Below are 23,850 nucleotides of genomic sequence, written 5' to 3'. Positions count from 1 at the left end.
TTTTTTTAATAAAATGATGTATCCAAAAATTCCTTTAGCACAAAACTTACTGGAGATTTGTAAAGAAAAAGGATTAAAACATATTGTAATTTCTCCTGGTTCTAGAAACGCACCTTTAACCATTGGATTTACGAATCAAGATTTTTTTAAATGTTATAGCATTGCAGATGAAAGATGTGCTGCGTTTTTTGCCTTGGGAATGGCGCAACAATTACAAGAAGCTGTTGCTGTTGTATGTACTTCAGGTTCGGCATTGCTTAATTATTATCCAGCAGTTGCCGAAGCTTTTTACAGTCAAATTCCTCTTGTTATTATTTCGGCAGATCGACCACAAAGTAAAATTGATATTGGCGACGGACAAACCATTCGTCAAGAAAATGTTTTTGCCAATCATTCACTATATAACGCCAATTTAACTGAGGAGGCTTCGGAAGAAAATGATATCAAAATTCAAGAAGCATTATTCACTTCAGTAAATAAAAAAGGGCCGGTACATATAAATGTTCCTTTTGAAGAGCCTCTATATGAAACAGTTGAGGCATTAACTCAAAGTCCGACTTTAGTTTTTCATGAACAAAAACAAGAACAGTTTGCTTTAAATGAATCGTTCAAAAAGCAATGGCAAAATGCGACAAAAAAGTTATTATTAGTTGGTGAATTACGACCGAATTCTATAGCGCAAGGATTTATTGATATAATAGCTCGAGACGAATCTGTAGTGGTTTTGACTGAAAAGACTTCGAATTTACACCATTCAACATTTATTGATCGAATTGATACATTAATTACTCCTTTTGATGAGGCTGATTTTCAATTGTTACAACCCGAAATAGTAGTGACTTTTGGTGGAATGGTTGTTTCAAAGCGAATTAAGGCATTCTTGCGTAAGTACAAACCTGGAGCTCATTGGCATGTAGATGAATTACGTGCGTATGATACTTATGGTGTTTTGACAGCGCATTTTCAGACTTCAATTCATGATTTTTTTGACCAATTATTTTCAGACTATACACCTCTTAAATCTAATTATTTTCCAACTGTAGATTTAATCTGGAAGCATAGAAAAGTCATGCACCAACACTATGTGTCACAAATTCCATTTTCTGATTTTAAGGTTTTTGATTTTTTGAGTAAGAATTTACAAGCTGCGGTTCATTTACAAGTGAGTAATAGTTCGGCTATTCGCTATTTACAATTGGTTGATATTGATGCACAAACAGAAGTGTTCTGTAATCGAGGAACTAGTGGAATTGATGGAAGTACATCTACAGCAATAGGGGCGGCCGTTCATCAGTTAAAACCCACCTATTTCATAACGGGTGATATAAGTTTCTTTTACGATAGTAATGCTTTGTGGAATAATTATATACCTAAGAATTTCAAAATCATTTTAATTAATAATAATGGGGGAGGTATATTCCGAATTTTACCTGGACATAAAGAAACTGATACTTTCAATACCTATTTTGAAACGTCACATCAATTGACTGCCGAACATTTAGCCAAGATGTATGGTTTCCATTATTTTAAGGCAGATGATGAAAGCAGTTTAGAAAATAAATGGTCGAAGTTTGAAAAAGAAGAAGAACCTGCGATTTTAGAAATTTTTACCCCTGAAAAGTTAAATGATAGAATATTGTTAGATTATTTTAAAAATCTAGTATAAAACAAAAAGCGCATCAGTTGATGCGCTTTTTTTATTTAGAATCTTTGCCCGGTTTAAATTTAAACCGTTCAACGGGATTGGATTTAACTGGTTTTTTGTCAGCAAATTTAGATTTTCCAAACGGTTTTTTAGCCGCAGGTTTTTTTGAAGTCGGATTGTTTTTTTGTTCTTCTTTTTGTAATGGGATTTTATTAGCGGCATTTGTTTTTAAAACCTCCATCGGATTTTTAGGATTTTCTTTAGTGCCTCTTAAATAAATTACCAATCCGTTTAAGAAGTTACGCAATACCTGATCGCCACAATCCACATACTTGGGATGGTCTTCGTTTCTGAAAAAATTACCAATTTCTCCTTTTGAAATTCGAAAATCAACCAATTCTAAAATTTCAACAATTTGATCGTCTCTTAATTGTAAGGCAACACGAAGTTTTTTAAATATATCGTTATTTGTCATCATTCATTTATTAGAAAAGCCAAAGATACGCTTTTGCAAATTGTTCGCGCCATAATTTTTCATTATGTTCACCATTTGTAATAATGACTTTTTTGGTTAACATTTTACACTCACATCGAATTCTATTTAAATCATGCGCCAATTCATTTAAATCCGTTACCATGTTTTCACTTTCCTTGGTCCCGCACATAAAATAAAATTTTGCATTTGATTTATCCGTCGCTTTACTTAATTCCAACAATTCTTTTTTATTGATCCAAAAGGCAGGAGAAAAAACTCCCGCTTTTCCAAAAATATCAGGGTGTTTAAATACAGCATAATAGGCAAATAAACCACCTAACGAGCTTCCAAAAATAGCGGTATGGTTTTTATCTGTTTTTGTTCGGTAAGTTGAATTGATGTTAGGCATGACTTGATGCAAAATGAAGTCCAACATTAAATCTGCTTTTCCTCCTCCATAATTTTCGTTTTTAAAAGGAGTTAATTCATTTATTCGCTCTTGATTCCCATGTTCAATTCCTATAACAATACAATTGGCTTTTAAACTGTCTAACGTTTCGTCTACTTGCCATTCGCCAGCATATGAAGTTTTAGTATCAAATAAATTTTGACCATCCAACATGTAAATTACAGGAAATTTTTTCTTTATATCTTTATTATAATTGACTGGAGTATATATCCATATTTTTTTATGATAACCCAATTTAGTCGCAAAAAGGGTTAAGGTGTCTATCTTGCTTTGAGCGAACAAGTTACCAGACAGCGTTAAAATTAAGATGAAAAAATAGAGGTTATTTTTTAACATTTTTTTATATTTGATTATAGATTCATCATTAAAATTACATTTTTAAATGGAACCACAAGAAGAAAAATTAAATTTATTACGCGAAATGATTGCCTTTGCACTGGTAGATGGTGAATTACACGATCGAGAATATGATTTTATTGAAATGGTGGCTACAGAATTGGAAATTGATAAACCTACTTTGCACAAGCTATTTGAAAATAAAGACAGTGTTCAAATCATGAAAGATGAATTCAGTCGTATTTGTCAGTTTTATCGTTTGGCGTTGTTAATGCATTGTGATGATGTATTACATGAACGCGAACAAATTAAAATTAATGAAATAGGGATTAATATGGGGCTTAATCCATTTGCCATGAAACGCATTTTAAACATGATGCAAAAATCACCGAATGGTTTAATTGATGGTCAAACCTTATTGGCTTTATTTTCAGAACAGTATAACTAAAAAAGTAAGTTAATTTAGTTTCGTTTTATATTTGCAATTACCAAAGTCTTAATTGTTTTAGAAATATATGCTTATAATTTATCTTGCCATGATTTAATTTCATCTCTGAATTTGGCTGCTTGCATAAAATCGAGTTCTTTAGCTGCTTTTTCCATCAATTTACGTAATTCTCTTATTTTTTTCTCTATTTCGGGCTTACTTAAATATTCTAATACAGGTTCTGCTGCAACTTTAGGTGCATCCATGTAATTATAAGTGGCAATTGAAGATTTTGTAAGTGCATTTTCAATTGATTTATTTAATGCTTGTGGCGTTTTATTATTTGCCAAATTGTAATTCATTTGCTTTTCTCTACGATAATTGGTTTCGTCAATTGTACGTTGCATTGAATTTGTAATTTTATCGGCATACATAATGGCTTTTCCGTTCACATTTCTTGCAGCTCTTCCCACTGTTTGTGTTAAAGAACGGTGGCTTCTTAAAAATCCTTCCTTGTCAGCATCTAAAATAGCTACTAATGATACTTCTGGTAAATCTAAGCCTTCACGTAATAAGTTTACTCCAATTAATACATCATATAAACCTTTTCTTAAATCTTGCATGATTTCAACACGTTCTAAGGTGTCAACATCTGAATGGATGTAACGGCAACGTATGGCTACTTTAGTCAAATATTTGGCCAATTCTTCTGCCATTCTTTTCGTTAAAGTAGTCACTAATACTCGTTCATCTGCTTCACAACGAATCTGAATTTCTTCAATTAAATCGTCAATTTGATTGGCACTAGGGCGAACTTCTATAATAGGATCCAATAAACCTGTTGGTCGAATAATTTGTTCTACAAATTCGCCACCTGTCTTTTGTAATTCATAATCAGCAGGGGTGGCAGATACGTATAAAACCTGATTTTGCAAGGCTTCAAATTCTTCAAATTTTAATGGTCTGTTGTCCATAGCAGCGGGTAATCGGAAACCATATTCAACCAAGTTTTCTTTTCTACTTCGGTCACCACCATACATAGCATGAACTTGAGAAATAGTCACGTGACTTTCATCAACAACCATTAAATAATCATCAGGAAAATAATCCAATAAACAGAAAGGTCTTGTGCCTGCTTGTCTACCATCTAAATAACGCGAATAATTTTCAATACCCGAGCAATATCCTAATTCTCGAATCATTTCTAAGTCGAAATTAGTTCGTTCCTCTAAACGTTTGGCTTCTAGATGTTTACCTATTTTTTTAAAATAATCAACTTGTTTTACTAAATCTTGTTGAATTTCCCAAATGGCTTTCTGCAAAACATCGGGAGAGGTTACAAACATATTCGCAGGATATATATTTAAACGTTCATAACGCTCAATGACTTTGGACGATGTAGCGTCAAAGGCTTCAATTTCTTCTATTTCATCTCCAAAAAAATGAATTCGAAACGGATCATCAGCATAACTAGGGAAAATTTCTACAGTATCACCTTTGATACGAAAAGTTCCAGCGGTAAATTCGGCCTCAGTTCTAGCGTATAAACTTTGAACTAATCGGTGTAAAAGTTTTGTTCTTGAGAGTTGCTGTCCGTTTTCTATTGAAATTACATTTTTTTGAAATTCAACCGGATTTCCGATACCATATAGACAAGATACCGATGAAATTACGACTATATCTCTTCTTCCTGAGAGAAGGGCTGATGTGGTACTTAAACGTAATTTTTCCAACTCATCATTTATGGATAAATCTTTTTCAATATAGGTGCCTGTTACAGGAATAAAGGCTTCAGGTTGATAATAATCATAGTAAGACACAAAATATTGAACGGAATTATTAGGGAAAAATTGCTTAAATTCTGAGTACAATTGTGCCGCCAACGTTTTATTATGAGCTAAAATTAAAGTTGGCTTTTGTACTTCTTGTATCACATTGGCTACTGTAAAAGTTTTACCAGAACCGGTTACTCCCAACAAGGTTTGGTATTTTTCACCCGCATTTATTGCATGCGCTAATTTTTTTATAGCTTCAGGCTGATCTCCTGTTGGTTTGTAATCCGATACAACTTGAAAACGCATATTAATTCAATTTCTCTTTTAAATAAATTCCCGTACTAGATTTTTTGTTTTTAGCAACTTCTTCAGGAGTACCAAATGCGACTAAATTTCCACCGTTAGCACCACCTTCAGGACCAATATCTATGATGTAATCAGCACATTTAATTAAATCTAAATTGTGTTCAATTACGATTATGGAATGTCCTTTATCTATTAAGGCATCAAATGAAGCTAATAATTTTTTAATATCATGAAAATGTAAACCGGTTGTTGGTTCGTCAAATACAAACAACATTTTTTCTTTAGTGGCTCCTTTAACTAAAAATGATGCCAATTTTATACGTTGTGCTTCACCACCAGATAATGTAGAAGAAGATTGACCTAATTGAACGTATCCTAATCCTACATCTTGTAGCGGTTGCAGTTTTTGAGTGATTTTAGTTTGCTTGTGTAGATTGAAAAATTCCAAGGCTTCATCGATGGTCATTTTTAATACGTCATCAATATTTTTTCCTTCAAAATTAACTTCCAATACTTCCTTTTTAAATCTTTTTCCTTGGCACGTTTCACATTCCAAGTGAACATCGGCCATGAACTGCATTTCTATTGTAACCTCACCATCACCTTTACAGGTTTCACAGCGTCCTCCATCAACATTGAATGAAAAATGTTTGGCTTGGTAACCTCTTAATTTAGACGTATTTTGTTTAGCAAATAAATCGCGAATATCATCATAAGCTTTGATATAAGTCACCGGATTAGATCGTGAACTTCTACCAATAGGATTCTGATCAACATATTCTATATTTTTTATGTGCGAATAACTCCCTTCTAAAGCAGTAAATTGTCCTGCTTTGTCACCTAAACCAGTCAACTTTTTTTGTAATGCTGGGAATAATATTTTCTTCACAAGTGTACTTTTTCCACTTCCAGAAACTCCCGTAATGACAGTTAAACAATCTAAAGGAAAAGTAACGTCAATATTTTTTAAATTATTTTCACGAGCACCAATGACTTCGATATGGTTTTTAAATTTTCTTCTCTTTTTTGGCACTTCTATAGTGTCCCTTCCCGATAAATATTTTGCAGTTAAAGAATCACAGGTTAGAATCTCCTCGTATTTTCCTTGTGCCACTAACTGTCCTCCATGAGTCCCCGCTTCTGGGCCAATGTCAATTATCATGTCAGCCGCTTTCATAATATCTTCATCATGTTCAACCACAATTACTGTATTACCTAATTTTTTCAAATTTTCTAAAACAGTAACTAATTTTTCGGTGTCTTTTGGATGTAAGCCGATGCTCGGTTCGTCTAAGATATACATCGATCCTACCAAACTACTACCTAAAGATGTAGCTAAGTTTATGCGCTGTGATTCGCCCCCAGATAAAGTGGATGAATTTCGGTTTAAGGTTAAATAATTAAGTCCCACATCGTTTAAAAATTGTAAACGATTTTGAATTTCTAACAACAACCTTTTGGCTACTTTGTAATCGTAATCAGAAAGTTGTAATTCGTTGAAAAAAGGAATAAGTTGAATAATTGGTAAATCAACTAAATCAGAAATTGTTTTCCCACCTACTTTTACATTATTGGCTTCTTGACGAAGGCGTTTTCCTTTACAAGTTGGACATTTTGTTTTTCCTCGGTATCTTGATAATAAAACTCTGTTTTGAATTTTATAATTATTTGCTTCTAAATCGGCAAAGAAATCATGTAAACCAGTAAAATAACGATTTCCATCCCATACCAATTGCTTTTGTGCTGCACTCAATTCAAAATAAGGTTTGTGAATTGGGAAATCAAAATGATGTGAATTATTCACCAATTGATCACGGTACCAACTCATACTTTCCCCTCGCCATGGAAAAATGGCGTTTTCATAAATGGATAAAGCGGTATTGGGAATCACTAATTCTTCATCAATGCCTATAATATTCCCATAGCCCTCACAACTTGGACAAGCACCATAAGGATTATTAAAACTAAATAAATGGATGTTCGGTTCTAAAAAATCTAATCCGTCTAATTGAAAATTCGTATTGAAAACAATTTTTTCATTAGTGTCAGTATTTTGTATATATAATTCGCCTTTACCTTCATAAAAGGCAATTTGAATGGCATCTGCAATCCGATTGTAAAATTCTTCTTCATTTTTAACCACGATTCGGTCTACAATCAGGACAATTTCTTTATCAATAAGTGATTTTTCGTCAATCATTTCTAGAGTAGCGACAAAATCATCTAAACGAACCGTTTGATTGTCTACTAAAACACGAGCAAAACCTTGTTGTAGCAATACTTTAAGTTTATCAATCAACTTTCTCCCTTCTTCCAAATGGATAGGAGCTAATAACAACCATTTTGATTCAAGAGGTAAGGTTTGAATAAAGTTTACAACGTCTGAAACGGTATGTTTTTTTACTTCCTGACCAGAAATAGGGGAGTACGTTTTTCCAATTCTTGCGAAAAGCAATTTCAAGTAGTCGTAAACTTCAGTTGAAGTTCCTACAGTAGATCGAGCATTAGTAGTATTTACTTTTTGTTCTATGGCAATGGCAGGAGCAATTCCTTTAATATATTCAACTTTAGGTTTGTCTAATTTCCCAAGAAATTGACGCGCATAAGAAGATAAACTTTCCACATAACGGCGCTGACCTTCAGCATACAAGGTGTCAAAAGCTAAACTAGATTTTCCAGAACCAGAAAGACCGGTAATCACTATCAATTCGTTTCTTGGAATGGCAACATCTATGTTCTTCAAATTATGCAATTGAGCACCTTTGATTAAGATGTATTTTTTAGGATCTAGCTTCGTAATGTCTTTGTTTATCATGACAAAAAGTGAATTTTCGCAAAGATACAAATTATAAGTTCGAAATAGAAGTAACTGATAGTTGAAAATTAAAAGATATGGGCTATTAAATTGTAACTAAAAGTATTTAATTTTATGATAAAAATTTAAGGTTATTGTGTAAAAACTGTTAAAATTTCAATTGAAGTTTGTTTTTTTGAAAAATTTAACATTATATTTGTTCTTGATTAACCAAAAATCTGAAGCCTATAGTAAAAAAATACTTTTTAGAAAACCAAAAACTTATCTAACTCTAAAAGGTATAACTATGGCAAATCGTGTACAAATTTCGGATGCAATTCTATTGAAGAATTATGTAAATGGCGATGAAACTGCTTTAGCCATTTTGATTGAAAGACATCAAGCAAAAGTGTATGGCTTTATTTATTCAAAAATCGGGGATAGCACAATTAGTGATGATATTTTTCAAGATACCTTTATTAAAGTTATTAAAACTTTAAAATCTAATTCGTATAATGAAGAAGGTAAGTTTTTACCTTGGGTAATGAGAATAGCCCATAATCTTTCAATTGATTATTTTAGACATAACAAAAAAATGCCTTTTCAAAGAGAAACTGAGGAATATAGTATTTTTAACTTTATGACAGATTCATCCTTAAATGTAGAAGGTAAATTAATTGAAAATCAAGTTGAAAATGATCTGCAGAAATTAATTGAAGAATTGCCTGAAGATCAAAAAGAAGTTGTAAAAATGCGTTTTTATGACGATTTAAGTTATAAAGAAATAGCTGATATAACAGGTGTGAGTATAAACACTGCATTGGGCAGAATGCGTTATGCTGTTATTAACTTGAGAAAAATAATAGAAAAAAATAATATTATTTTAACCAATTAGCACAATAATCTTTTTTGCCTTGCGTTATAGTTTAGAATAATAAACTAATATACATGGCAAAACTTTACTCTAGAAAAAAACAAGTCTCTAAAAAAGAGCTTTTACCATCTAAAACAACGGTTAATTTAATTTTGAGTTATTCGAAAGCATTAAAAATAGTAAGGGTTGGTAGTCTTACATTTGAAAATCTTTCAAACTAAAAAATGCTCCAAAGCTTATTTTGGAGCATTTTTTTTATAGTATTCATTTATTACTGCTTTCCTTCCAATGGTTTTGGTGATGATATCTTTTTCTAAATTCCATCCCCTAGCGGGAGAATATTCTCTGCCATACCAAATTATCTGAAGGTGTAAGTCATTCCAACACTCTTTTGGAAATAAAGTCTTAGCGTCTTTTTCTGTTTTTTCTACACTTTTCCCATCTGATAATCCCCAACGGTACATTAATCGATGAATATGCGTATCAACCGGAAAAGCAGGTATACCAAAAGCCTGACTCATAACAACACTTGCCGTTTTATGTCCAACAGCAGGTAATTCTTCTAAATCCTTGAAATTTTGAGGAACCTCGCCATTGTGCTTTTCTATTAGTATTTTAGATAAACCATAAATACCTTTCGATTTCATTGGTGAAAGTCCACAAGGTCTAATGATGTCTTGAATTTCTTCAACCGTCATTTTAATCATGTCGTAGGGATTATCTGCTTTTGCAAAAAGTAAAGGTGTGATTTGATTTACCCTTACATCTGTACATTGAGCTGAAAGTAAAACCGCAATTAATAATGTATAGGCATCTTTATGGTCTAAAGGTATGGGGATTTCAGGGTATAAATCATTTAACGTATTTATAACAAACGTTGATTTCTCTTTCTTAGTCATTTTTGTATATTTGATTACACTTTTCAAATTTAAATTAATTTAATTCAAAGTAAAAATAAATGACACATTTAAAAATAGGTGATGCTGCTCCCCAATTTTCAGGAGTAGATCAAGATGGAACAAAACATACTTTAGAAGATTATAAAGGAAAAAAATTGGTTGTTTTTTTCTATCCAAAAGCAAACACGCCCGGTTGTACAGCTGAAGCTTGTGATTTGAGAGATAATTATGAAAGGTTCCAGGCAAATAATTATGAATTATTAGGTGTTAGTGCTGATAGTGCCAAAGCTCAAAAAAAGTTTGAAGAAAAATATGATTTTCCATTTGCTTTGTTGGCCGATGAAGACAAATCAGTGATTAACGCGTTTGGAGTTTGGGGTCCCAAAAAGTTTATGGGTAAAGAATACGATGGTATTCACAGAACCACATTTGTTATAAATGAAGATGGAATTATTGAAGATATTATTAAAGAAGTAAAAACGAAAGCACATACTGCTCAAATTTTAAAATAACAAAAGCCGACTTAAGTCGGCTTTTGTTATTTTGCTAATTCTTTTGATTTTTCGTATCCAAAGAGTTTATCTTTCTTAATGATTTCGGCAATTCCTTCAGGAAGCATTTCTTCCCATCCTGCTTCATCATTATTAATCATTTTTAATACTTTTCTAGAGAAGATTTCTAATATTTTTTCGTCATATAATTTGATGTCTACAACTTTACCATTGAATTTAAAGAATTTGTATAACTCTTTCATTCTTGGGTGTACTTTTAAATTATCAGAATTAATGATTTCTCCAGTTTCAGGGTTTTTCATTGGGTATAAATATACTTTTAAGTCTCTGTAGAATAATTTCCCAAAAGCTTCTAAAATTCCTCCCGACAAATGGCGGTAATATTTCTCGTCAAAAATATCAATTAAGTTGCTTACTCCCATAGCTAATCCCATACGAGATTTGGTAAAACTAGAGAAATATTCTACTACTTTAAAATATTCTTGGAAATTGGAAATCATTACTGTTTGTCCTAACGAACATAGTAATTCTGCTCTATCTAAAAAGTCTCTTTCATCAATTTCTCCTTCTGCTTTTAAGTTAGAAAGTGTAATTTCAAAAACAACAAAAGTATTGTCTTTATCTACTTTGTTTTCTTGAATGAACATCTCATAAGATTGACGGTACATGTCCATGTTTACTTTAGTAACCGGTCGGAAACTACCTCTTAAAGCTAATATGTTCTTTTTGTATAAAACCGCAGCAGGAAGTACATTTTTACCGTCCGGATTGAACATCACTGCATCAGTCATACCATTTTTAACCAATTGTAACGACATTAAACGGTTGTCTACATTGGCAAATCGAGGACCAGAGAAATTGATAGTATCGATTTCTAATTGGTCTTTATCTAAATGATCGTATAAGTAACGTAATAATTTTTTTGGATCATTGTGTTTATAGAAAGCGCCGTAAATTAAGTTTACACCTAAAATACCTAATGTTTCTTGTTGCAATCGCGCATCATTTTCTCTAAAACGAATGTGAAGAATAATTTCATTATAATCTTCATCTGGTTCCACTTGGAATTTAATTCCAACCCAACCATGGCCTTTAAATTGTTTTGCAAAATCGATAGTAGCAACCGTATTGGCGTAACTGAAGAATATTTTATTAGGATGTTTGTCTCTTTTTAAACGTTGTTCAATAAGTTTAACTTCATGCGTCAACATTTTTCTTAAACGACTTTCTGTTACATAACGCCCGTCATTTTCAACACCATAAATTGCATCACTAAAATCCTTGTCGTATGCAGACATTGCTTTTGCAATAGTACCAGAAGAAGCTCCAGCTCTAAAAAAATGTCTAACAGTTTCTTGACCAGCTCCAATTTCAGCAAACGTACCGTAAATGTTTTCGTTTAAATTTATACGAAGTGCTTTGTCTTTTGTTGAAGGAATCTGTTCAATTACCTTGTCTCCTCTAAGTGTTATTTCAGTTGTCATCTTTTTTATTTTCCAATAAAAGTATCTAGGGCAATATGCTTAATAAGGCAAAGTTAACAAATTATAGGGTTTTAAAAAGTCTAAATTACTATTTTTGTAAAAAATTTAACGCTGTGAAAGTTTATTTTTTAGGTACAGGTACTTCTCAAGGTATTCCAGTAATTGGAAGTCATCATTCTGTATGTTTAAGTGAAGACCCTAAAGACAAGCGTTTGCGGGTTTCTGTTTGGATACAGTCAGATGATTTTTCAGTTGTAATTGACTGTGGTCCAGATTTTAGACAGCAAATGTTGAAATGTAAATGTTCTCGTATAGATGCTTTGTTATTTACACATGAACACGCTGATCATACGGCAGGTTTAGATGATATTAGACCGTTTTATTTTGCACAAGGTGATATTCCCATTTATGCTCACCAACGGGTTCTAAAAAATTTGGAAAGACGTTTTGATTATATTTTTGAAAAAGAGAATAAATACCCAGGTGCCCCTTCCGTAAGTCCTATTGAAGTTAAACAAAATGAAATTTTTAAGGTTAGAAACGAAAGCATCGAACCAATTAATGCAAGTCATGGAAATTTACAAGTTTTTGGATATAAAATTCGAAATTTTGTTTATTTGACGGATGTGAAGTCTATGGAAGATTCCGAAATTGAAAAAATCAAAGGAGTTGAAGTTTTAGTAATTAATGCATTGCGGTACGAACCACATAATACACATTTTAACATTGAAGAAGCATTAGATTTCATATCTTTGGTGCAACCAAAAAAAGCATATTTAACACACATTAGTCATTTGATGGGTTTTCATGAAGAGGTGCAAAAAAAACTGCCTAAAAATGTATACCTTGCTTATGATAATTTAGAAATTGAAATTAAATAAATTATGAAGAAACATCTTTTACTGTACGGTTTTTTATTTTCCTTATTGATTAATATTTTTCAATATGTAAATTCAAGTAAAATATTGAATAAGAGTGAAGAAGTGGTGCAAAATTCAAGAAAAGAAGTAAAAATAGCTCGTGATTCTATTTCCAAATTATTAGAAGCGAATACTTTTTCATTGGAACAAAATACCGATGCTCAAGAGTATTTTTATCCCGCAGATTTTGCAAAGGTTCAAGCAAAAGTGAAAGAAGATATTATGGAGTTGAATACGGCCAAAAGAGGAAATAAATTAGTGCCTTATGAGCCTATTAACGGTACAAATTTTATTATTGATGGCGTTAAGTTTTTAAATCATCGTTGGATTATTGCAAATTATTCAGATGGTAAAGTGTGGGGTGAAATTTTAGTTAAATATTTTCATAATGAGGATAAACCTTCTGATTTTGAAACGGTTGAAACAGTAATGTACACGGATCGATAAAATACTCCCAAAAAAATAACCCAAAAAATAACCCATTCCCAATATGAAAAAAGCTAGTGTACTTTTTTTTGTTTTAATCAGTTTAACATCATGTGATTACATTTTAAAATCCTCTTCATCAGATCATGATGATATGGTACAGATAGATTCTCTTCGTAAAAATCAGATTATAGATGATAAAAATGAACATGGATGTGAAGTGAAATCGGGCTATAAATGGTCCAATTTAGAAAAAAAATGTGTACGTGTTTTTGAGGAAGGGTATCGATTAAGTTCGGTGGCGAAAGATTCATTAGGGAATAGCAATAATGCGTATTTTTTTATTGCAGAAGATAGTCTACGTGCCGAAGTATTTTTGCCAGATTCAAAAGAATCGATTGTTTTAACTAGGGAAGATGAAAGCGAAAATTTTAAGTTTAAAGATTTTGAATTAAAGCAAAAAGGAGGTTTCGCCCTTTTATACGATGATACTGTTATTTTTAAACCTGCTTTAGCTCGAGATTTAAAAGTTATTGAAAGTGATGAACCTGAAATGAAAGGGGAGCCCGAAGGAATGAAAAAAGATTCTACGAAATAAAAATAGCGACAATTAAGTCGCTATTTTATTTATAATTTCTTGGATTGTTTCAGAATTTAAGTTTAAAGCTTTTAAAATGAATTTTGTTCGACTTAGATTTTTTTCATTAACTGCAAGGTCAAATTCATCCATTAAGTTACTATGAAATAACATTTCATTTACGGTCAATCCCTTCAAATGCTTTATTTTCGATGCAGCAATTAAAATTTCGTGATCAGTCATTTAAATTAATTCTGTTCCAACCAATTTTTAAAATCCCAAAAATTTTGTGGCGCTACGCCATGACCTACCGGGTATTCTTTGTAGGTGATAGGTAGACCTAATTTTTCTAAGTAAGGTTGTGTTTTTCTTGCCCATTCCACCGGTATTACTTGGTCTACACTGCCATGCGAAGCAAAAAAATTAATATGTTGCATTTTGTTTACATCAAATGATTCAGGTAAAAGTTTTTCATTGAAATACCCACTTAATGCTACTATTTTAGAAATTTTTTCTGGGTAAGCAAATGCCACACCGTAGCTAAGAATTGCTCCTTGACTAAATCCTATTAAACTAATTTTTTGTTTGTCTATTGGTAATTTAGAACTGATTTCATCTATGAATTGGGCAATTAAATGAATAGATTCTTTCGCTTGTTGGTCATCCGAAAATTTATTTTCATCCGCATCAAAATAAATGGCATACCAGGCATATCCAAATCCTCCTTGCAAAGCATAAGGAGCCTGAACAGAAATTACATAATGATCTTCTGGTAATTCATTAGCAAAAGAAAATAAATCTTCTTCATTACTTCCGTAGCCATGTAATAAAAATAGTGCTGGATTTTGTTCTAATTTGACTTTAGGTTCTCTAACCAAATAATGTAAACTCATGTACTATAAAGTTTTAAAAATATTTTGAAAAGCTTGTCCAACACCTGGGACTAATTTTTTTTCATGATTAACTGCACCAATGAATCCAATAACTAACATTCCTAAAATTAGAATGTAATAAGCCATTGAAACGGCCCAACTGTCAAAATAGCCAATAAAATAACTGAATAAATGAAAACTTAAATTAATGCCTAATCCTTGACGAATATGAAAACTATTAAATTCAGTTTTCTTTTCTTCGTTGTTCATTAAAAGAGCTACAATAGAACCAATAATAGTGATATAAGCTACTATCGCAGGGGTATTATTTTCTTTCATAATCTATAAGTTTGATTTTTCTCCGTTAACAATTCCATACACTTTGCCTTTCATTTTTTTTCCAAGCATTACAGCATTTTTTGAGAAAGATAAAATGTCTTGAGATTCAAAAGTCCATTCAATTGCTGGATTAAACAAGGTTAATTTCGCTTTTTGTCCTACTTCTAACGTTGATTTTTCAGTAAATTGGAGGCCATTGGTTAATTTTTCAATGCTAGTTTCTAAAGGCAAAACAGTTTGTAAAGCACCAAAAATACTTTCCAATCCAATAGATCCGTAATCGGCCAAATCATATTCTAATCGTTTATTTTCAATATTAACCGGACAATGATCGCTTGTGATTACATCAATTGTTCCTTCAAGAACTCCTGCAAGTAAAGCTTGTCGATCCGTTTCTGTTCTTAATGGTGGCATCAAGCGGGTGTTGGAATTAAAATCAACTAATTCTTCCTCGGTTATTACTAAATTATTAACTGAAACACCACAAGTAACCTGCAATCCTTTAGCTTTAGCCTCTTTTATTAAGGACACTGATTTTAGAGTTGAAATCATTGGTACATGCATTTTCCCATTGGTATACGCTAACAAAGATAAATTTCGTTCAAGATCCAATTCTTCTGCTAATGCGGGAATTCCTTTCATCCCAAGTCGGGTACTTACAACACCTTCATTAACAAATCCTTTTCCTTTGATATCTTTATTCATAGGAAAAGCAAAAACGGTTCCGTCAAAATCTTGAGTATATTGAAGTGCAATTTTTAAAAGATTCGCATTTGATGTCGGTTTTTTGTAATCTCCAAACGCAACTGCTCCAGCGTTTTTCATATCATAAAGTTCCGCTAAATCAACACCTTCTGAATTTTTAGTCATACATCCAACAACATGCAATTGAGTCGCTTGACCTTGCGCTTTATTTTGAATTAAATGAATAACAGACTGATTGTCAATGGCTGGATTAGTGTTGGAATGTACCAATACATCTGTAAATCCACTTTTAGCAGCCACTTTTAAACCATTTTGAATGGTTTCGGTTGTTTCAAAACCGGGTTCTCCAAAAACAACTGATGTATCTATCCAACCTTTAGAAACATGTAAATTTTCTTTTTCAATGATTTGATAGCCTTCTTTTGGATGAATAGAAGCGTCGATTGCTGTGATTATTCCATCTGTAATTTCAATATCTATTTTTTGATTGTGTAAGCGGTTTTCTTTATCAAGTACGGTTGCGTGTTTAATTAGTAGTCTCATTTGACAAATTTTTGGATTAGTAGTTCAATTAAAACTAAAAGTAGTGTTGTTATTATAAAATACTTCCAAATTTCACTATTGGTTCGATTGGAATGTATGTCGTTGTAAAAGGTAGTGATAGAATTTACATTCGTGCAATCTTCAAAATAATTCGAATTCACTTCGGTTAAATTACTTTCTGTTCTAGGGTAATTAAAACTGATATTTTTTAATGCCTCTTTATCTTTTAATACAGAATAATTCCCGGCTATTTCAGGATAATTTCCAAATGATAATTTAATTTTATTGTTTAAAATTTGCTGCATTGGTATGAAACTATTTTCTGCATTGGACACACTCAATACATGATCTTTTGAAATGGTTTCATTAATAATAGTGAAATTATTTTCGCCTATAATAAAACCATTAAGTCCCGTTTTATTATTGTTTTGACCCATATTGTAAAAGGTAGGAACAATCAAGGGAGAATTTTGAAAATTAGAATTCTGTTTGTTTATTGCAGCACTAAAGAAATATAAATTTCCTAAACGATTGGTTGTGTTTCCAAGAAAAATGCCTTGATCTTCAAATTGTAAAACAGGTAATGATTTACCAGAAACAGTCCATGATGAGGTTGCTTTAGGGTATTGAAAATTAGTAACTTTTTTTTCAAATACATTTTGATAAATGGGATGATTAAAACTAATTTTTGTAATTTGTTTTTCTTTAGTCTTATCATTCATTGTAACACTATTAAATGATTTCAAGAAAGAATTATAAGAATTTATGTCTCCCTCTATATTTGGGATAAAAACAATACTTCCGCCCTTATCATAATAGTTTTTTAAAGTAGTAGTTAAGGCTGATGGTAAAGCAGTAAGTTCATTAATAATTATAGCATCTTGATTTTCTAACAAACTATAGTTCAATGTGTTTAATTCCGAACTTGAATAATTAAATTCATCTGAAGTATAAATACGAGATAAGAAATTATTTTTTTCAGTTGTACCTATTGCTAAAACACTTGATTTTTGAGGTTTTGTAATGCTAAAATAAAAGTAGTTGTCATAGGTTAAAGCATTATCTTCAATATGTACATACCCATGAAAATCGTTTTTTGGAATGGTAAAAAGAATTTCTTTCTGTGGTTTTTCTTTTGAAATTAACGATTTTGCCACAAGTTTTTTACCATTAAACAAGGCGATGGGAATATCGGCTTGTATTGATTCGAAAAATTTAAATGTTATTTTTAATTCGTAAAATTGATCTAAAACTTGACTTATTGCTACATGTTCTATTGCTACATTATTTGTTTCATTGGCTTTTAATTCTTGAAAATAAATCTCGGAATCTTCATGTAAAGTCGCATTTAATTGGTCTTTTAATCCAACGGCATCGGTAATAAACAAAATGTCTTTTGGAATTCCAGGTTTTTTAGCTTGAATTCGAGTTAAAATGGCTTGTGGATTAAAGGGTGTAGACGAATAATTTAATTTTAGCAATTCTTTTTGAATGCTTTTTATATCCGTATCATAAAAATTTTGATCGTTAGTTAACACCGATAGTTGTTGGTTTTCAGGAGTGTTTTCTAAAATGTCTTGTATGGCTCTTTTTAATAATTCACCTTGGCTTCCTTTGGCCTGCATTGAGAATGAATTATCTAAAACTACAATTAATTCATTATTTTGTTTATTCGTTTCTTTGGCTTTAAAAAACGGTTGGGCAAATGCTAAAATTAAGGCAGAAAGTAAAAGTAATCGTGTGGCAAGTAACAACCATTTTTTGATGGTAGAACTTTTTCGAGTTTGAATCTCAAGTTCTTTTAGTAATTTAACATTGGTAAATTCTTGTTTTTTAAAGCGTCTTAATTGAAATAAATGTACCAAAATTGGTACAATCAAAAGCAATAAAAAATATAAGATTTCCGGATGTTTAAATTGCATTTTTTAAAAAGATTTTTCAAAAATAAGAAATTTTGAGAGAAATAAGGAAATTAAATTGCACATATTGTTAAACAGAACTTGTATTAAATATTTGGATGCTGAAACAAGTTCAGCATGACAAAAATGAACAAAAAATTATCGTTTCTTTTTCTTTTCGGCTCTTTTTCGTTCAACGGCTCTATTTCTAGGTGCTGTTTTACGCGGTTTTCTTTTGCCTGGTCCTCCTAAATTAACTTTGCTGTTTTTTTCTGATTTATCATGGAAAGCAGCACCTTTTTCAATCGCTTTCTTTTTGGAAGTAACTTTTGGTTTTTTAAATTCTTTTTCAAATTCCAATCTTTTTTCTTCGATTGTAACTTCTTCTGGAATATCAAAAACTTCGACTTCTTTATTCATAAGAAGTTCAATTTCCATAAATTCTTCTTCTTCTTTTGGACTCACCATAGTGATAGCAATACCTTCTTTGTCTGCTCGTCCAGTTCTACCAATTCTGTGGATGTATTGCTCAGGTGTTTCAGGTAATTGTAAGTTGATAACATGTGTAATATCTGAAATGTCTAAACCACGAGCCATAATGTCAGTGGTTACCAAACCTCGTAATGTACCATTTTGGAATAATTCCATGGTATTTAAACGATAATTTTGTGTTTTATTGGAGTGAATAGCACCAAATTGATCAGGGAAATCTTCCTCTAAGTGTTCTAAAACAAAATCAGCTAAACGTTTACTGTTAACAAACAATAAAATACGGCTATAGGCTTCATCTGCTAAGAAATGTTTGACTATATTTAATTTAGTTAAGAAATTAGGAGTTTTATATAATCGTTGTTCAATTTTTTCTAAAGGTGTGCCGCTTGGAGCCAATGAAACTTCTTCTGGAAATTCAAAAAATTCATCTAAAACATCATCAACCTCTTCAGTCATGGTAGCCGAAAACATAATGTTTTGTCTTTTTGATTTCATCATTGAAAGAATGGAAACCAATTGTACACGGAAACCTAAATTTAAAATCTCATCAAATTCGTCGATAACAAGTTTTTGAATGTTGTCAAATCGTAAGACATTGTCAAGTGCTAAATCCATAACACGTCCAGGTGTTCCAACAACAATATCTAAACCTTCATAAACCGCAGTTTTTTGCGTATTGATGTTTACACCACCATAAACAGCTAGGGAACGAACACTCATGTATTTGGTCAATTTGTCTAATTCTTCTTTAACTTGTACGACTAATTCGCGAGTAGGAACCAAGATAAGTACTCTAGGTGTATCGGTTTTTTGAAATTTCCACTGTTTTAATATTGGTAACAAATATGCAAAGGTTTTACCTGTACCAGTTTGAGCAATACCCATCACATCGCGCCCCGACATTACATAAGGGAATGCTTTGGATTGAATAGGTGTAGGGTTTGTAAAGCCTAATTCGTCAATTGCTTTTTGTAAAGATGCCGGTAAGTTTAAATCTTGAAAGGTTACCATAGAATAATTTTTTGCAAAGATAGTGTTTTTGTCGTTAAATGTTTGTTGTTATTCGTTTAAGCTTGTGTGATTGGCTTCAGATTAGGGAAAATTTTAATAGATTTGGAGAAAATAAAAAAAGAATGAAAATTAATTTTATTTGGATTGTAATTATAGTTTCAATCTTTTGTTTTTTAATTATTATAATTAGATTAAATAATAAATTTAAAAATAAGACATCAAAAGAATTGAATGATATAATAGCAAAGGCAAATAATAACAGTTCAAAAGCTTCTTTAATTAAAGATTTTTTTGAATTACTTGGTGTTTTTTTTAAATAATATATTTGATAATGCAACGAGAATTAATCATAACCAAAGACGGGTCAACCACTTTTTATATTCCAGAATTAAATGAAAATTATCATTCTACCAATGGTGCCATTCTAGAAGCACAGCATGTGTTTTTAAAACATGGAATGCATTATTATTTAGATCGGTTTCCAGCAAATGAAATAAGTATTTTAGAAATTGGTTTTGGAACAGGTTTAAATGCATGGTTGACTTGGCTTGAAGCTGAAAAAATGAATGTAAAAGTTAATTATGTTGGGGTAGAGGCATTTCCAATAGCAACTCACGAACTTACTATGTTAAATTATGCTAAAATTCTTAAAGATGAAGATGAAAACGCTAAATTTGAATATCTACATGCTGTCAATTGGAATGAAAATCATCAGTTAGATGCAATTTTTAGTTTGTTAAAGATGGAGCAGTTTTTTGAGAATATTGATTTTAAGAATCAATTTGATATTATCTATTTTGATGCTTTTGGTTTTGATGTGCAACCAGATTTATGGAGTACTACAATCTTGAAAAAAATGTACGATAGTTTAAAGTCAAATGGTCATTTTACAACTTATGCATGTAGAACATTGATAAAGAAGAATTTACAAGAAGTTGGGTTTGTTACTCAAAAATTACCGGGTGCACCAGGTAAAAGAGAAATGTTAGTTGGTTTCAAAATTTAGAAAAAATTAACTTTAAAATTTTATTAAAATTAATTTTTATATTAAAATTTTATGTAAATTAGCAAAAACAGTTCTTCATATTGTTCAATAATTAAAATGAAAAAATATGCCAAGACAAATTTATTTGTACACCAAATCTATTTTAGAAAGAGTTAGCTTTGACGCAAAACTATTTTGTAAAGAGCTAGAAAAAGCAACAAGAATGTTGTTGCCCTATGAGCTGGACCAACTAAGAGAATGGCTTCTTAGTTTTACACAAGAGAAACCCGAACTAAGGCAATGTATGGTTTACATAGAAAAATAATCACTAATCCCGATAAAACTATCGGGATTTTTATTTTTTTACACTTTTTATAGTGTCCCAACTTTTTAATCCATTACCTGAAATTGGAATTTTTTCTCCTAAAAAAGTGGGTTGGGCATTGATTAAAACATCTTTAAAAGCTTTTACTCGAGTTACATATTCACGAATTTTCCAGTTAAGTTGTAAATGGTACTTATACATACTTTCATCAATAGCTAATCCATAGGCTTTTATGCCCAAGCTTCTGGCAATATAAACAGATCGGTTTATGTGGAAATCTTGAGTAACAATAATGGCACTTTTTATTCCAAAAATATGTAACGCTCTATACATACTGTCATAGGTGTCAAACCCAGCATGATCCATGAATATTTGTTCTTTACGAATAGGAAATTTTCTTCTCAAAATGTATTTCCTCATACTATTCACTTCATCGTAGTTTTTTTGTCCATGATCGCCTGAAAGTAAAATAGCATTTGCTTTATTTTGTAACATACAATTAATTCCGCCTACTAAACGACTTTCCAAAACATAAGACAAACGATCTTCATGCACTTTTGCGCCTAAAACGATTATCGCATCTACATTTGGAAGTTTAGTGTAATCTGTTTGTATGTATTCTTTTGTGACTTGAACAATATAGAAGTTTATTGAAACTATAATAAGTAAGAAAGTAATCGATAAGTAAATCAATTTCTTAAAATGTTTTTTTAAAAAAGTACGCATAAAATAATTTTGTTGCTAAAATAAAAAAACGGCTAAGAAAATTTAGCCGTTTAATTATGTTTTGTATAGTTATTATTTGGAAAGTGCTTTCATTTCTTTCTCAATCATATCATAAAATTGATCAATTTTAGGCATAATAATAATGCGTGTTCTTCTGTTTTTTGCACGATTTTCAGCAGTATCATTATCCGCTAAAGGAATAAAATAACTTCTTCCCGCTGGGATTAATTGTTTTGGATTTACGCCTAAATCATTTTGTAAAACACGTACAATAGATGTGGCTCTTTTAACCGATAAATCCCAATTGTCTAATAAAACGGTGTTTTTAATAGGCACATTATCGGTATGTCCTTCAACCATACATTCAAAATCAGGTTTGCTATTTATTACTTTTGCAACTTTACCTAGAACTTCTTTAGCTCTTGTTCCTACTTCATAACTTCCTGATTTAAATAGTAAGTTATCAGCAATTGAAATCATAACTACACCTTTTTCAACATTAATATTAATGTCTGGGTCGTCTATTCCAACTTCACGTTTTAAGCTCGTTACTAAAGCTAACGTTACACTGTCTTTTTTGGTTAAGGCGTCTTGAAGACGAGAAATTTTAAGGTCTTTTTCTTTTAAACTCTCTAACGATTTTTCTAAGTTTTCAGCTCCTTTGGTTGTCAAAACAGTTAATTCTTTTGAACTGTTAATCAAATCTGAATTGTTTTTTTTCAAATAATCAACCTGATTGTGAAGGGCGTCTTTTTCAGCTAAACACGCATTTAATTTAATGGTTGCTGAATTTAATAAATCCTGTGTTTCTTTTTGTTTTGCTTCTAATTCGGCATATTTCTTTTTAGAAATACAAGAAGTTAAAAGAAAAGGTACGGTTGCGGCTAATACTACTATTCTCTTCATAATACATGTGTTTTTGCAAAGTTACCCCGAAAAAATCATACCAAAGTGTAAAGAATAGTGAATTTTAAGTTAAAAAAAATCAAAAAAATAAGTTAAAGACTGAAAATTAGTTGGTTGTGAAACGCTTTTCTAAATCTGTAAATTTCTTTCTTTTCATTATAAAGTAACTCCAAACAATAGATTTGGAATGGTAATACTGATGCTTCTGTACATTTCCTCTTTTCTTTAAATATTGAGGAAGTCTTTTGTAAAATCCAAAATGGGCTTCAATTATCGCCCAAGTATGTTTAAATTTTCCTTGTAAAATAAATTGAATGCCGGCTAATCCGTCTAAACATAATCTGAAAAAAATACGTTTTAATAATGTACCTTTTGGAAGGTTTTTGGTTAACATTAAAAGTGAATTTCTAAAGTTAAGATAGGTTTTCTTAGGATTTGCTTCATTTAATGTAGCTCCACCCACATGGTAAACAATTGAAGAAGGACAATATTTTGCCGTAAATCCTAAGTTAAAGGCTCGCCAACACAAATCAATTTCTTCTTGATGTGCAAAAAAATCATCATCAAATCCATTTAATTTTCGAAACACTTCTTTTCTAATAAAAAAACAAGCACCTGTTGCCCAGAAAACCTCAGTTTCGGTGTTGTATTGACCCAAATCTTTTTCTAAGGTATCAAAAATTCGACCTCTGCAATAAGGGTAGCCAAATTTGTCCAAAAAGCCTCCAGCAGCACCCGCATATTCAAAATAGTCTTTTCTTTTATAATCCAATAATTTGGGTTGAATTATAGCGGTATTGGGTTGGTTTTCAAAAAGAGCAATAATTGGAGCTAACCAGTTTTTAGTTACTTCAATATCCGAATTTACCAAGGCATAGTAAGGTTCTTCCACTTGTTTTAACGCCTCGTTATAGCCTTTAGCATAACCAAAATTTCCTGTATTTTGAATGATTTTTATGGCAGGAAATTCCTTTTGTACCACAGTAACGGAGTCGTCAGTAGAGGCATTATCGGCAACGTAAATTTCGGCTTCCGTTGAAAATTCTATAACAGAAGGTAAAAATTGGCGCAACAATTCCGTTCCATTCCAATTTAAGATAACAACAGCTATTTTTTTCAAGTTTAAAAA

The 23,850-nt window shown here is 31.4% G+C and carries 25 protein-coding genes; 10 read left to right on the top strand and 15 right to left on the bottom strand.

The features are described from left to right. The first annotated feature begins 13 nt into the window (after window positions 1-13). Window positions 14-1,666: a 2-succinyl-5-enolpyruvyl-6-hydroxy-3-cyclohexene-1-carboxylic-acid synthase gene (menD, locus tag KQS_RS09945; RefSeq protein ID WP_014389057.1), complete on the top strand. Its 1,653-nt coding sequence runs from the start codon at window positions 14-16 to the stop codon at window positions 1,664-1,666. Window positions 1,667-1,697: 31 nt separating this feature from the next. Here menD and KQS_RS09940 read toward each other — a convergent pair whose 3' ends face one another. Together KQS_RS09940 and KQS_RS09935 are read right to left on the bottom strand one after the other, a co-directional pair. Further along, window positions 1,698-2,120: a DUF1456 family protein gene (locus KQS_RS09940; RefSeq protein ID WP_014389056.1), complete on the bottom strand. Its 423-nt coding sequence runs from the start codon at window positions 2,118-2,120 to the stop codon at window positions 1,698-1,700. A gap of 10 nt (window positions 2,121-2,130) precedes the next feature. Then, a complete protein-coding gene (locus tag KQS_RS09935; protein WP_014389055.1) occupies window positions 2,131-2,925 on the bottom strand; it encodes an alpha/beta hydrolase in 795 nt (264 codons plus the stop codon). A gap of 46 nt (window positions 2,926-2,971) precedes the next feature. Here KQS_RS09935 and KQS_RS09930 point away from each other — a divergent pair, with 46 nt between their 5' ends. Beyond that, window positions 2,972-3,373, top strand: a complete 402-nt coding sequence (locus tag KQS_RS09930) for a TerB family tellurite resistance protein (protein ID WP_014389054.1) — start codon at window positions 2,972-2,974, stop codon at window positions 3,371-3,373. Window positions 3,374-3,444: 71 nt separating this feature from the next. Here KQS_RS09930 and uvrB read toward each other — a convergent pair whose 3' ends face one another. Beyond that, entirely contained in the window at window positions 3,445-5,433 is a 1,989-nt protein-coding gene (gene uvrB, locus KQS_RS09925; RefSeq protein WP_014389053.1) for an excinuclease ABC subunit UvrB, read from the bottom strand. Between the two features lies 1 nt (window position 5,434). Further along, window positions 5,435-8,248, bottom strand: coding sequence for an excinuclease ABC subunit UvrA (gene uvrA / locus KQS_RS09920; protein WP_014389052.1), 2,814 nt, complete (start codon window positions 8,246-8,248; stop codon window positions 5,435-5,437). Window positions 8,249-8,534: 286 nt separating this feature from the next. On the opposite strand from uvrA, the gene KQS_RS09915 reads away from it, so the two are divergent. Both KQS_RS09915 and KQS_RS14485 read left to right on the top strand, forming a co-directional pair. Next, window positions 8,535-9,122, top strand: coding sequence for an RNA polymerase sigma factor (locus KQS_RS09915; RefSeq protein WP_014389051.1), 588 nt, complete (start codon window positions 8,535-8,537; stop codon window positions 9,120-9,122). Window positions 9,123-9,175: 53 nt separating this feature from the next. Beyond that, entirely contained in the window at window positions 9,176-9,322 is a 147-nt protein-coding gene (locus KQS_RS14485; protein ID WP_162141189.1) for a hypothetical protein, read from the top strand. 15 nt (window positions 9,323-9,337) lie between these two features. Here the strand turns inward: KQS_RS14485 and KQS_RS09910 are convergent, their stop codons facing one another. Further along, window positions 9,338-10,000 carry an endonuclease III domain-containing protein gene (locus KQS_RS09910; protein WP_014389050.1) on the bottom strand — a complete coding sequence of 221 codons (663 nt, stop codon included), beginning with the start codon at window positions 9,998-10,000 and terminating at the stop codon, window positions 9,338-9,340. Between the two features lie 59 nt (window positions 10,001-10,059). On the opposite strand from KQS_RS09910, the gene bcp reads away from it, so the two are divergent. Further along, window positions 10,060-10,512, top strand: a complete 453-nt coding sequence (bcp, locus tag KQS_RS09905) for a thioredoxin-dependent thiol peroxidase (RefSeq protein ID WP_014389049.1) — start codon at window positions 10,060-10,062, stop codon at window positions 10,510-10,512. 26 nt (window positions 10,513-10,538) lie between these two features. Here the strand turns inward: bcp and KQS_RS09900 are convergent, their stop codons facing one another. Continuing rightward, window positions 10,539-11,996: a hypothetical protein gene (locus KQS_RS09900; protein WP_014389048.1), complete on the bottom strand. Its 1,458-nt coding sequence runs from the start codon at window positions 11,994-11,996 to the stop codon at window positions 10,539-10,541. A 113-nt stretch (window positions 11,997-12,109) separates the two neighbouring features. On the opposite strand from KQS_RS09900, the gene KQS_RS09895 reads away from it, so the two are divergent. The 3 genes from KQS_RS09895 to KQS_RS14050 are packed head-to-tail and all read left to right on the top strand — an operon-like array spanning window position 12,110 to window position 13,940. Then, window positions 12,110-12,877 carry an MBL fold metallo-hydrolase gene (locus KQS_RS09895; RefSeq protein WP_014389047.1) on the top strand — a complete coding sequence of 256 codons (768 nt, stop codon included), beginning with the start codon at window positions 12,110-12,112 and terminating at the stop codon, window positions 12,875-12,877. A 3-nt stretch (window positions 12,878-12,880) separates the two neighbouring features. Beyond that, window positions 12,881-13,363, top strand: coding sequence for a hypothetical protein (locus KQS_RS09890; protein ID WP_014389046.1), 483 nt, complete (start codon window positions 12,881-12,883; stop codon window positions 13,361-13,363). A gap of 43 nt (window positions 13,364-13,406) precedes the next feature. Continuing rightward, window positions 13,407-13,940, top strand: coding sequence for a hypothetical protein (locus KQS_RS14050; RefSeq protein WP_014389045.1), 534 nt, complete (start codon window positions 13,407-13,409; stop codon window positions 13,938-13,940). Between the two features lie 12 nt (window positions 13,941-13,952). Here the strand turns inward: KQS_RS14050 and KQS_RS09880 are convergent, their stop codons facing one another. From KQS_RS09880 to KQS_RS09855, 6 genes are all read right to left on the bottom strand, one after another. Next, window positions 13,953-14,162 carry a hypothetical protein gene (locus KQS_RS09880; RefSeq protein WP_014389044.1) on the bottom strand — a complete coding sequence of 70 codons (210 nt, stop codon included), beginning with the start codon at window positions 14,160-14,162 and terminating at the stop codon, window positions 13,953-13,955. Window positions 14,163-14,167: 5 nt separating this feature from the next. After that, on the bottom strand, window positions 14,168-14,812 hold the full coding sequence (locus KQS_RS09875) for an alpha/beta hydrolase (RefSeq protein WP_014389043.1): 645 nt from the start codon (window positions 14,810-14,812) through the stop codon (window positions 14,168-14,170). A gap of 3 nt (window positions 14,813-14,815) precedes the next feature. After that, window positions 14,816-15,130 (bottom strand): hypothetical protein, encoded by a 315-nt coding sequence (locus KQS_RS09870; RefSeq protein WP_014389042.1) that lies wholly within the window; start codon window positions 15,128-15,130, stop codon window positions 14,816-14,818. A gap of 3 nt (window positions 15,131-15,133) precedes the next feature. Beyond that, window positions 15,134-16,378, bottom strand: coding sequence for a dihydroorotase (locus KQS_RS09865; protein ID WP_014389041.1), 1,245 nt, complete (start codon window positions 16,376-16,378; stop codon window positions 15,134-15,136). Continuing rightward, entirely contained in the window at window positions 16,375-18,300 is a 1,926-nt protein-coding gene (locus KQS_RS09860; protein ID WP_014389040.1) for a BatA domain-containing protein, read from the bottom strand. The genes KQS_RS09865 and KQS_RS09860 overlap by 4 nt, the downstream gene beginning before the upstream one ends. Window positions 18,301-18,435: 135 nt before the next feature. Further along, a complete protein-coding gene (locus tag KQS_RS09855; RefSeq protein ID WP_014389039.1) occupies window positions 18,436-19,779 on the bottom strand; it encodes a DEAD/DEAH box helicase in 1,344 nt (447 codons plus the stop codon). Window positions 19,780-20,110: 331 nt separating this feature from the next. Here KQS_RS09855 and mnmD point away from each other — a divergent pair, with 331 nt between their 5' ends. Together mnmD and KQS_RS09840 are read left to right on the top strand one after the other, a co-directional pair. Next, window positions 20,111-20,785, top strand: coding sequence for a tRNA (5-methylaminomethyl-2-thiouridine)(34)-methyltransferase MnmD (gene mnmD, locus KQS_RS09845; RefSeq protein WP_014389037.1), 675 nt, complete (start codon window positions 20,111-20,113; stop codon window positions 20,783-20,785). Window positions 20,786-20,891: 106 nt separating this feature from the next. Further along, window positions 20,892-21,089: a hypothetical protein gene (locus KQS_RS09840; RefSeq protein ID WP_014389036.1), complete on the top strand. Its 198-nt coding sequence runs from the start codon at window positions 20,892-20,894 to the stop codon at window positions 21,087-21,089. 30 nt (window positions 21,090-21,119) lie between these two features. Here KQS_RS09840 and KQS_RS09835 read toward each other — a convergent pair whose 3' ends face one another. From KQS_RS09835 to KQS_RS09825, 3 genes are all read right to left on the bottom strand, one after another. Further along, window positions 21,120-21,815 carry a SanA/YdcF family protein gene (locus KQS_RS09835; protein WP_014389035.1) on the bottom strand — a complete coding sequence of 232 codons (696 nt, stop codon included), beginning with the start codon at window positions 21,813-21,815 and terminating at the stop codon, window positions 21,120-21,122. Between the two features lie 72 nt (window positions 21,816-21,887). After that, window positions 21,888-22,721 (bottom strand): OmpA/MotB family protein, encoded by an 834-nt coding sequence (locus KQS_RS09830; RefSeq protein WP_014389034.1) that lies wholly within the window; start codon window positions 22,719-22,721, stop codon window positions 21,888-21,890. Window positions 22,722-22,827: 106 nt separating this feature from the next. Next, window positions 22,828-23,841, bottom strand: a complete 1,014-nt coding sequence (locus KQS_RS09825; RefSeq protein ID WP_014389033.1) for a glycosyltransferase family 2 protein — start codon at window positions 23,839-23,841, stop codon at window positions 22,828-22,830. Window positions 23,842-23,850 lie beyond the last annotated feature (9 nt).

Origin of the sequence: Flavobacterium indicum GPTSA100-9 = DSM 17447 (assembly GCF_000455605.1) — a bacterium.
In the GTDB taxonomy this organism is placed as follows: Bacteria; Bacteroidota; Bacteroidia; order Flavobacteriales; family Flavobacteriaceae; genus Flavobacterium; species Flavobacterium indicum.
Note: the sequence above shows the minus strand (reverse complement) of the source record. Positions and strands in the feature narration are given on the sequence as shown.

Bases quoted from the DNA above. Each gene is read 5' to 3' on its own strand.
- KQS_RS09940 (WP_014389056.1), bottom strand. From the start codon at position 2,120: ATGACAAATAACGATATATTTAAAAAACTTCGTGTTGCCTTACAATTA.
- uvrB (WP_014389053.1), bottom strand. From the start codon at position 5,433: ATGCGTTTTCAAGTTGTATCGGATTACAAACCAACAGGAGATCAGCCT.
- KQS_RS09870 (WP_014389042.1), bottom strand. From the start codon at position 15,130: ATGAAAGAAAATAATACCCCTGCGATAGTAGCTTATATCACTATTATT.
- KQS_RS09855 (WP_014389039.1), bottom strand. From the start codon at position 19,779: ATGGTAACCTTTCAAGATTTAAACTTACCGGCATCTTTACAAAAAGCA.
- KQS_RS09915 (WP_014389051.1), top strand. From the start codon at position 8,535: ATGGCAAATCGTGTACAAATTTCGGATGCAATTCTATTGAAGAATTAT.
- KQS_RS09840 (WP_014389036.1), top strand. From the start codon at position 20,892: ATGCCAAGACAAATTTATTTGTACACCAAATCTATTTTAGAAAGAGTT.
- bcp (WP_014389049.1), top strand. From the start codon at position 10,060: ATGACACATTTAAAAATAGGTGATGCTGCTCCCCAATTTTCAGGAGTA.
- mnmD (WP_014389037.1), top strand. From the start codon at position 20,111: ATGCAACGAGAATTAATCATAACCAAAGACGGGTCAACCACTTTTTAT.
- KQS_RS09830 (WP_014389034.1), bottom strand. From the start codon at position 22,721: ATGAAGAGAATAGTAGTATTAGCCGCAACCGTACCTTTTCTTTTAACT.
- KQS_RS09890 (WP_014389046.1), top strand. From the start codon at position 12,881: ATGAAGAAACATCTTTTACTGTACGGTTTTTTATTTTCCTTATTGATT.
- KQS_RS09900 (WP_014389048.1), bottom strand. From the start codon at position 11,996: ATGACAACTGAAATAACACTTAGAGGAGACAAGGTAATTGAACAGATT.
- KQS_RS09865 (WP_014389041.1), bottom strand. From the start codon at position 16,378: ATGAGACTACTAATTAAACACGCAACCGTACTTGATAAAGAAAACCGC.
- uvrA (WP_014389052.1), bottom strand. From the start codon at position 8,248: ATGATAAACAAAGACATTACGAAGCTAGATCCTAAAAAATACATCTTA.
- KQS_RS09860 (WP_014389040.1), bottom strand. From the start codon at position 18,300: ATGCAATTTAAACATCCGGAAATCTTATATTTTTTATTGCTTTTGATT.
- KQS_RS09880 (WP_014389044.1), bottom strand. From the start codon at position 14,162: ATGACTGATCACGAAATTTTAATTGCTGCATCGAAAATAAAGCATTTG.
- KQS_RS09835 (WP_014389035.1), bottom strand. From the start codon at position 21,815: ATGCGTACTTTTTTAAAAAAACATTTTAAGAAATTGATTTACTTATCG.
- KQS_RS09935 (WP_014389055.1), bottom strand. From the start codon at position 2,925: ATGTTAAAAAATAACCTCTATTTTTTCATCTTAATTTTAACGCTGTCT.
- KQS_RS09875 (WP_014389043.1), bottom strand. From the start codon at position 14,812: ATGAGTTTACATTATTTGGTTAGAGAACCTAAAGTCAAATTAGAACAA.
- menD (WP_014389057.1), top strand. From the start codon at position 14: ATGATGTATCCAAAAATTCCTTTAGCACAAAACTTACTGGAGATTTGT.
- KQS_RS09910 (WP_014389050.1), bottom strand. From the start codon at position 10,000: ATGACTAAGAAAGAGAAATCAACGTTTGTTATAAATACGTTAAATGAT.
- KQS_RS14050 (WP_014389045.1), top strand. From the start codon at position 13,407: ATGAAAAAAGCTAGTGTACTTTTTTTTGTTTTAATCAGTTTAACATCA.
- KQS_RS14485 (WP_162141189.1), top strand. From the start codon at position 9,176: ATGGCAAAACTTTACTCTAGAAAAAAACAAGTCTCTAAAAAAGAGCTT.
- KQS_RS09930 (WP_014389054.1), top strand. From the start codon at position 2,972: ATGGAACCACAAGAAGAAAAATTAAATTTATTACGCGAAATGATTGCC.